This is a genomic window from Nostoc sp. (genome assembly GCF_036918015.1).
GTDB lineage: Bacteria > Cyanobacteriota > Cyanobacteriia > Cyanobacteriales > Nostocaceae > Nostoc.
Window position 1 is genome coordinate 20,416 of the sequence record NZ_JBALEO010000055.1, and the last position, 8,328, is coordinate 28,743.

Annotated in this window: 9 protein-coding genes; 5 read left to right on the forward strand and 4 right to left on the reverse strand. The window is 41.7% G+C overall.

Annotated elements, in window-relative coordinates; genetic code table 11:
* Nucleotides 1-183 precede the first annotated feature (183 nt).
* Entirely contained in the window at nucleotides 184-1,332 is a 1,149-nt protein-coding gene (locus V7K61_RS12525; RefSeq protein ID WP_335053616.1) for a DegT/DnrJ/EryC1/StrS family aminotransferase, read from the forward strand.
* A 149-nt stretch (nucleotides 1,333-1,481) separates the two neighbouring features.
* On the opposite strand, the gene V7K61_RS12530 is transcribed toward V7K61_RS12525, so the two are convergent.
* Together V7K61_RS12530 and V7K61_RS12535 are read right to left on the reverse strand one after the other, a co-directional pair.
* Nucleotides 1,482-2,225 carry a DUF561 domain-containing protein gene (locus V7K61_RS12530; protein WP_335053617.1) on the reverse strand — a complete coding sequence of 248 codons (744 nt, stop codon included), beginning with the start codon at nucleotides 2,223-2,225 and terminating at the stop codon, nucleotides 1,482-1,484.
* Nucleotides 2,226-2,425: 200 nt separating this feature from the next.
* The gene (locus tag V7K61_RS12535; RefSeq protein WP_335053618.1) at nucleotides 2,426-2,968 is read right to left on the reverse strand and encodes a Uma2 family endonuclease; all 543 of its coding nucleotides are present in this window, start codon (nucleotides 2,966-2,968) and stop codon (nucleotides 2,426-2,428) included.
* A gap of 177 nt (nucleotides 2,969-3,145) precedes the next feature.
* On the opposite strand from V7K61_RS12535, the gene V7K61_RS12540 reads away from it, so the two are divergent.
* Nucleotides 3,146-3,616, forward strand: coding sequence for a GAF domain-containing protein (locus V7K61_RS12540; RefSeq protein WP_335053619.1), 471 nt, complete (start codon nucleotides 3,146-3,148; stop codon nucleotides 3,614-3,616).
* A 16-nt stretch (nucleotides 3,617-3,632) separates the two neighbouring features.
* Here the strand turns inward: V7K61_RS12540 and V7K61_RS12545 are convergent, their stop codons facing one another.
* Nucleotides 3,633-6,011: an AAA family ATPase gene (locus tag V7K61_RS12545; RefSeq protein ID WP_335053620.1), complete on the reverse strand. Its 2,379-nt coding sequence runs from the start codon at nucleotides 6,009-6,011 to the stop codon at nucleotides 3,633-3,635.
* 369 nt (nucleotides 6,012-6,380) lie between these two features.
* Here V7K61_RS12545 and V7K61_RS12550 point away from each other — a divergent pair, with 369 nt between their 5' ends.
* The 3 genes from V7K61_RS12550 to V7K61_RS12560 all read left to right on the forward strand — a co-directional run bounded on the left by V7K61_RS12550 (nucleotide 6,381) and on the right by V7K61_RS12560 (nucleotide 7,219).
* Complete coding sequence (locus V7K61_RS12550) at nucleotides 6,381-6,659, forward strand: hypothetical protein (protein WP_335053621.1); 279 nt, start codon at nucleotides 6,381-6,383, stop codon at nucleotides 6,657-6,659.
* A 98-nt stretch (nucleotides 6,660-6,757) separates the two neighbouring features.
* Nucleotides 6,758-6,985 (forward strand): hypothetical protein, encoded by a 228-nt coding sequence (locus V7K61_RS12555; RefSeq protein WP_322696896.1) that lies wholly within the window; start codon nucleotides 6,758-6,760, stop codon nucleotides 6,983-6,985.
* Between the two features lie 39 nt (nucleotides 6,986-7,024).
* Nucleotides 7,025-7,219, forward strand: coding sequence for a hypothetical protein (locus tag V7K61_RS12560; RefSeq protein WP_335053622.1), 195 nt, complete (start codon nucleotides 7,025-7,027; stop codon nucleotides 7,217-7,219).
* Here the strand turns inward: V7K61_RS12560 and V7K61_RS12565 are convergent.
* Nucleotides 7,199-8,134, reverse strand: coding sequence for a putative 2-dehydropantoate 2-reductase (locus V7K61_RS12565; RefSeq protein ID WP_335053623.1), 936 nt, complete (start codon nucleotides 8,132-8,134; stop codon nucleotides 7,199-7,201). The two genes, V7K61_RS12560 and V7K61_RS12565, sit on opposite strands and share 21 nt — an antisense overlap.
* Nucleotides 8,135-8,328: the final 194 nt, after the last annotated feature.

The following is an 8,328-nucleotide window of genomic DNA, read 5'->3' on the forward strand; positions in this document are numbered from 1 at the left end:
GTATGCCTACTATCTGTAAATTAAATGTGCGGTGATTTGCCGCACCACAATTTAAGTAAAAACCCTAATAGATGCGTATCTTGGGCGATAGTCTTTTAGTAGCTCCTCTTTGATACACAATTCAATCAGCAAAAATTGACTGTCGAAGTGCATCCTTTGTATCTCCCGATAAAATGAGAACTCATGATCCAAAGTGTAAATCCCATCCCTGCCTTTGATATCAAGCAACAATACACCACCATCGAAGCAGAAGTAAGTGCGGCTGTCTTAGAGGTTTTGGCTTCTGGCCGATATATTGGCGGCCCCTTAGTCGAAGGCTTTGAACAACAGTTTGCCGCTTATAATACTGTTACTGAATGTGTGGCTTGTAATTCTGGTACTGATGCACTCTACTTAGCGTTACGAGTCTTGGACGTTGGTGCAGGCGATGAAGTGATTACAACGCCTTTCACCTTTATTGCGACATCTGAAGTAATTAGCGCCGTCGGTGCAAAGCCTGTTTTCGTTGATATTGACGCGACTACGTTTAATTTAGATGTGGAGCAAGTCGCAGCGGCGATTACACCTAAAACTAAAGCAATTATCCCGGTTCACCTCTTTGGACAACCCGTGGATATGACATCATTAATGGCGATCGCTCAGTCTCACAATTTGTCAATAGTTGAAGATTGCGCTCAGTCTACAGGCGCGATTTGGGCGGGTGAAAAAGTCGGAAGCATTGGACATATTGGTTGCTTTAGTTTCTACCCCACCAAAAATCTTGGTGGTTGCGGCGATGGTGGAGCAATAACGACTAACGATCCAGCGATCGCTACTAAACTGCGAATACTAAGAGATCATGGTAGTAAGATTCGATATTTACACGAGGAAATAGGTGTAAATAGCCGATTAGATGCTCTCCAAGCAGCTATTTTGCAGATTAAGCTCCGTTATTTAGATATTTGGAACGATCGCCGCCGAGATATTGCCAACTATTACTATCAGTCCCTTAGTCAAGTTCCGGGGATTGTCGCGCCCCAAGAATTACCTGGGGGTATTGGGGTATGGAATCAATACACTATTCGCATATCCGGCGAAGGGCGCAATGGTTCTAGCGCCAAATACCGAGATTGGGTGCGTAGTCAATTGCAAGAACAGGGCGTGAGTTCAATGATTTACTACCCCCACCCTTTACATTTACAGCCAGTTTATCAAAGTCTGGGCTATGAAATTGGGGACTTACCAATAGCAGAGCAAGCTTGCCATGAGGTTATATCCTTGCCGATGTTCCCAGAACTAACACAACAGCAGCAAGATCAGGTGATTTATGCGTTGAAAGAAGTTAGGAGTTAGAAGTTAGGAGTTAGAAGTTAGGAGTTAGAAGTTAGAAGTTAGGAGTTGGAAGTTAGGAGTTAGGAGTTAGAAGTTAAAAGTTTTGAATAAATAAGTTTTTTCAACTCATAACTCATAACTCATAACTCATCACTCCTAACTCATAACTCTTAACTCCTTACTACATTTGCAGTCGCTAAGGCTTCTACTAGTCCACGCACTGCGGCAATCATGGCGACTTCGCTATTGAGTTGGTTGATGGCGGAACCAACACCAACACCAGCAGCACCAGCCGCGATCGCTAATGGTGCGGTAACGTTAGAAATGCCGGAAGCGCATAATACTGGCACTGACACTACACGGGAAATCTCAAAAGCTGCTGCCAAGGTGGGAGCAGCTTTTTCAATTAATCCTAGAGTTCCGGGGTGAACTGGGTTACTGCTAGTACCGCCCTCGGTTTGGATAATATCTGCTCCAGCTTTCACCAGTTCTTCTGCTAGCTGTACCTGTCGATCTAGTTCCAGGATGTGGGGAACGGTGACAGATAGGGTGATTTCCGGCAGGAGAGCGCGGGTTTGCTTAGTCAACGCTAGCACTTCTAAAGCTTCAAAACGGCGTCCTTGAGCATAGAAGGAATCGAAATTCCCGATTTCGATTAAATCAGCACCAGCTGCCACTGCTTGCACAAATTTTTCTGGATCTACTGCGGAAACACAAATAGGTAAATTTGTCAAACTTTTAGCTAGTTGGACTAAAACTGGATCGGCGGCAATATCGACAAAAGTAGCACCGCCTAATTCAGCAGCTTTCACAGTAGCAGCGACGCTAGCGGCGTCGAAGTTATTCAAACCGCTGATCACTTTTAGAACGCGGCGGTTAGTAAATGCACGTTGGAGTGTGGAATGCATCGTCATAGTTTTGGCTTTTGAAGCTACGAAAATTAGGTATATTCTACCGCCCCTCAGTTGATCGGGGACTAAATCACTATAGTAGTTGCCAAAATATTGATAATTTTATCCTTACCACCGATCAAAGTTTTGCCATCTGTACTAAAAGCGATCGCATCAACTTCTAATTTCATCCATCTACGTCTGTAGGATTTTTTACCACTATTCTAGTCAAACTCTAGAGGCCACAAATCTGCAATTGGTACTTCCCATCCTGGGAGCAGTTCGGGAACTGTTAAAATATCGCCATCACGAAGTATTATTGCCTCTTGTCCAAAATTGTAAACTTCAACAATCCGCTCATCTGGATTGAGCAAAATTCCTACCTTAGTTCCCAAACTCAGAAATTCTTGAATTTTGGCTCTCAGATCCTCTAAATTATCGCTAGGGGACTTCACCTCTACAGTCAAATCGGGAGCCAATTGAGCAAAAGACTTCGGACTACGACGCAAGCGTTCGGCTAAAACAAATGAGGCATCTGGTGTGCGCAAATCGGAATTAGGCAACCTGAAACCGGCGCTAGAAGCTGCTGTTCGTCCCAGTTTGCGCGGTCTAACCCAGTTACGTAACTGGGCTACCATTTCAGCTGCGACTTCATCTGATTCGTATCCTGATGGACTCGAAACAATAATATTACCCTTGACTAGTTCCATACGAAAGTCAGGATGCTGTTGCTGCATTTGTTCCAAGTCTTCAAGTGTTAGGGACATAAAACCTCTAGTTACACGTCTCTATATTAATTATGGAGACAACAGACCTCTCTAGGTGCGATCGCCCCATAAATTCCCCTGACTTTTCACGGTATGTGAAAAAGGCAGATTGGTTTTGCTAAGTGAATTTTCTTAATTATTTTCCGCGTTTACGATCAAACTTTATTTCCTACGACTATGACTTTAAATACCAAAACCATTTTTGCTATCCTGACTGAGGAAGGGTCTGCCATCGACTGGAACCGACTGTTGACCGAAATCCTGGTTGCTTTCGACTGCTCTACAGGTAGCATCCATACTCTAGATAAAGACAGCCAGTTATTGCACGTAAAGGCTTACCAGGGCATTCCAGAATTGCTTTTGCCTAAAATGACGATAATTCCCATTGGTAAAGGAATGGCCGGTGTCGCCGCCCAACGCAAGCGACCCGTACAGATTTGCAACCTGCAAACCGACGAATCGGGGGTGGCTAGACCCTCAGCAAAAGAAACAAAGGTAGAAGGTTCCATCGCAGTGCCGCTGATGCTGAATGGTCGATTGCATGGTACTTTGGGCATTGCCAAGCCAGTTTCCTACGAATTTACTGCCGAAGAGGAAGAGACACTGATGGAGATTGGAGAGGCTATTAGCCGGAAAATCGTCAGTTGAGATCAAATAGTATTGCTTATTTCTCAAAATGCTCCATTGCTATTTGTACTTTTTCAACTTGCTTGGGTGCTTGCATTTCGTTAAAAAGTGCGTAGGCATAGCCCGTCGCAGACATCGCTTGGACAAAACTTTCCCGACTCTGCTCAATTTCACCCATTTTTTTATGAGTCAATGCCAACTGATAATAAGCCTCAGCTAAGTCTGATTTCGCACCGATTTTATCCAGAATTTCTATTGCTTGTGAATGATAAAAAATTGCTCTGGTAAATTCTCCTTGTTCTCGAAAAATTTCAGCCAGAGAACTTATAGCTTTAGCTTTAATCTGGGTAAAGTTGTTTTCTTCAGCATGAGATATAGCTCGTTGGCACAACTCAAAGGATTTTTTAAGATTACCTAAATTCTTATAAGTTAAGCAGAGACTTACTAAACTATGCCCGATTCCCCATAAAGTTACTCTAGTTGATGATGACATAGCCGAAAATGCTTGTTCAGCAAGATGAAAAGCATCTTCTTTACTACCAGAGGATGATTTTATCAAAGCCAAACAGCATTGAGAGTATGCCATGTAATCATCAAGATTGCTATTTTGTTCAGCAAGGCTACAAACAGCATTAAAACAATCTTCGGCTGCTTCTATTTCCCATAATTCAAGCTTGCAAAGTCCTGTATTGAACAAAATAGAGATTTTCGTTAGCTTTTCATCTAACTCTTCTAATATTTCTCCTGATTTCTCATAGCACTCTATAGCTTCTCTAACGCAACCGATAATTCGATATGTATACCCAAGGATAATATAAAGTTTAATCAGTCTTTTTTGGGATTTGACATCATCTATTATCCGCTTAATTACGGAAAAATTTTTCTGGAGTAGCCCCAGTTGATAGAAGCAAGAACCCAAAGGCAGTCCTGTAACCCACTTGTTACCTCTTCCTTGTAAAATGACATCACCGGCTTGCTCAAAATCACTAATTTCTACATAGTGATAGTAAGCTTCTAAAGCGGTCAAAGCATCTGTAATATTTTTAACTACTTCAACCTTTTGCGTCCAAAATTCTGCGGCTTTTCGGTTGACTAATTCCCATTCTTCACTTACTAACCTTAACCTACTAATCGCTTCGTCACGAATTACCGGATGCAGCCAATATTGTCCTTTTTTTGCTTCTATTAAAGATAAATCTTGCAGAGCTTTAATTACACTTCTACGTTTTGGTTCTGGTACATCCCAAAGCAAACATAAAACTCCCTCGATAGGTAATGAAGGAATATCTTGATAACGATAGCATCCTAAACGACACAAAAGGCGATAGGCTTCTAAGTCATTTTCTTGAAGACGGGTAAATTGACTGGCGACTAAATCTTTTAACTCTCTTTCTATTAATAAATCTGTACAGTTTTCCTGCCAATAGGCGTGTATGTCACCAGAAAAACCTGTCAATATTGCTCCTCGGAGAATTTGCATTGCTTTGGCGTTACCTCCATAAGCTCTGCACATTTCACTGAGAATACTACAATCACAATTAATGTGGCAACTGCTAAAAAACTCTCGCCATGCTTCATCATCTAAACCTTCAAGTTGATAAAGATAAACCTGTACACTAGACTCTCGTAAACGCTCACGACTTGTTACTAAAGTAACTGAATGCACATCCGAATCTGCTAATACTCTCAATAGCTCAACATAAGGGCGACGATATTCTAGGAACTTGCCATTTTTATCGAGAGCAGTTTCTAGATTATCGATAAATACGCCAATTTTAGAAGTTTGCTCTCGGAGTTTGCGCCGTAATCGTTCTAAGCTGATACCAAAGTCACATCCTGGTTCTTCGTTAAAGTCTCGCCGCAGCCATTCTTCAACTACACTCTCTACAGGAGTAAGGTTTTGGATTTCTGTGGCCATCCACAGTTCTAGTACAAAATTAAATTTTTGACTTTTAAAATATTTGCGTGCTAATCTTGTTTTGCCAACACCACCTTCACCCTGGATGAGGATAACTTTTTCTCCTCGACTGACGAGGGTGTGAAGTTCGGCTATTTGGCGATCGCGCCCTACAAAGTTAGAATCTAAATCTTGGGGTTTAGTGCCATTGCCCTCTAAATTGGGAATATGGCTGATTTTTAGCGATTGTTGAGTTGTTCTAAATCCCTGAACGATGCCTTGGAAGGTAGATTTGGATACTTTAACTCCCAGCACTTTTGATAGTAAATGCCAAAGTTCTGCACCAACTGATTTTAAATGCGCTTCTGTATAACGAAGGCTGTTGGCAATATCTTGGTAAGTCCGCCTTTCATCCTCCCACAAATGACGCAAGATAATCCTTTGAGTTTTATCTAAGTGTTCTCCCGTCTTGAGAAAAACCAAGTTATCTACAAACTCTAAGGCCTCTTCTACACCCATTTGCTAACTTGATGTATCATTTGTAATTCATTATAACGATATTTTTACTACTTCTTCCTACTCGGCATACTACAAAATACTTTTTCCTACTCGGTAGGGAATTTACTTTATCCGACTGCAAAGCGTTTGGGGTTGTATTACTCTTGTAAGTAATACAGGCAAAGTTAAGTTAAGCGCTAAGAAAAGGTGGTTGAGGAGAAATTTAGAGAGCGCTACTACTGCAAGCTTAGTAAATCACAGCTGTTACAGTGCCATATTAATTACTCATGAAAGTGGTGTCTACTAAACAGGCAGTGGGTATTAACTAACTAGATTCTGTAGAGCGTATTTACAACTAAGTATGTAAGTCTTTACTTTACAGGAGGTTCAATGATGTTAGACAAAGATTGTCATCATGATTGCAATCAGAATCAGTGCCCTTTTGCCCAAGATACACGTAATTCCAATAGATATGTCTGCCTCAAATGTGGTGTTGAGCGAGAAATAAATAAGTATTCCTCTGGGTTTGGCTCGTTTTTGCTTCTGTTGTTGGGCTTGTTTATTTCATTTCAACTATTAGTTAATTATGAAAAGCAAGACAGTCTACAAAAGCAGCAACAGTCTTTGAATAATTCAACGAACAAGGCAATTATCCAATTAGAAAACTAATAATTTTGATTCCCCACAGCCTTTTTTTTGAAAGAGGAGTGGGGGAATCAAAAAGAATATTCATTGCCCAAAATTTAGCTACTTTCGTGAGTAAAACTATGGACACCAATCAGGATACGCTTTTATTTCGCTTTGCCTCTAAATCCTTAAAATATTTTCTGTTGGTGCTATTCGGCATTGCGATCGCTTACGTTTTATCCAGTGGTTTGGGTATCTTACAAATCATACCCATACTGCTGTACCTTTTACAACAGTTTTTGCTTCCACTGGGAATTATCCTGTTGTGTTTAATGACAATAGCAGTCATTTTTGAATCCCTGCGTTAAAAATTGGGGGAGTGGGGAGTAAACCTGGATTTCTCACTTGTGAGAAATCCAAGGGGTGTGGGAGGTGTGGGGGGTGTGGGAGGATGGGGAAGAAGTCTTACCCCCCACACTCCCCACACTCCCCACACTCCCCACACTGCTCTTCCCCTGAAGCCTACACTATGCGTGAGAAATCCGGGTAAAGAATTGTTTCCTTTGTCTCCCCCATCTTCCTCACTTTCCCCTGGCATCTAAAAACTTCAACTGGTGGTATAAACAGCTAATCTGCACTAAATCCACACCTACTGCTTGGGCTTTTCGTAATGGGTTGCCGAAAATTGCTTCTACCTCCAAGGGACGATGTTCGTCGTAGTCAATTTTCATGCTGGGGCGGTAAGGGGTCATTTTGACAGTATAATCGAGCATTGTTTGAATGAAGCGATCGCTAATAATCCGCCCATAACTTTTCGCCCCCGCCGCTACTTCATACATCAACTGTTCAACTAACTTGCGGGTGTACTCATACGCTATTAATTCATCAGTTCTAGCGTTGAGAATCACAGAAAGCCCATTGTAGGGGATATTCCACACCAACTTTTTCCAACGTGCTAGTAGTAAATCTTCAGCTAATTCAATTGAGATACCAGCGCTTTTAAAGTCATCAGCAATTTGCTGCATCCTCTCAGTTATCCCACTAGGCTGATAGTTAGGGGTATATTCACTGAAGGTAATTTGTCCATAGTCTAGGTGGTGTATATGCCCTGGCCCCACTTTGTTAGAACACAAAAAGCACAATCCACCAATAACAGTTACATTACCAACAATTTTAGCGACTTCCTCTTCTACACCAAGTCCATTCTGTAATACCAACACCACCCCATTATCTTTAATTACAGGTGGCAACATCTTTGGTAGTAAATGGTTTTGCGTCGTCTTCAGTGCCACCACTACCACGTCACATTGTGGCATCTTTTCTACGTCGTTGTAGGCGTGGACTTCAGGAAGGGTAAAGTCAGCATCTTTGGACTCTACCACTAAACCATATTTCTTTACCTGTTCGTAATCACTCTTGAGCAAAAAGTGGACATCCAACCCAGCTTTTTGCAGTCTGGCGCCATAAAATCCACCTAATGCTCCAGTTCCCAGAATGGCATACGTGCGATCGGACATTTCTTTATATAACGGAATTTTCCTAGAAACATCATAAGGTGATGTCTGACAGGATTACGGGTCTAGGGGTAGTTTATTCAACGCCTGATTTTAAATTTAGGCGTTGCATAATAGAGGGATGAATTGAGGTCTTCTACTGTGCATTGTCCATACTGCAAGTCTACTAGGATTAGAAAAAATGGTAAACGCCGAGG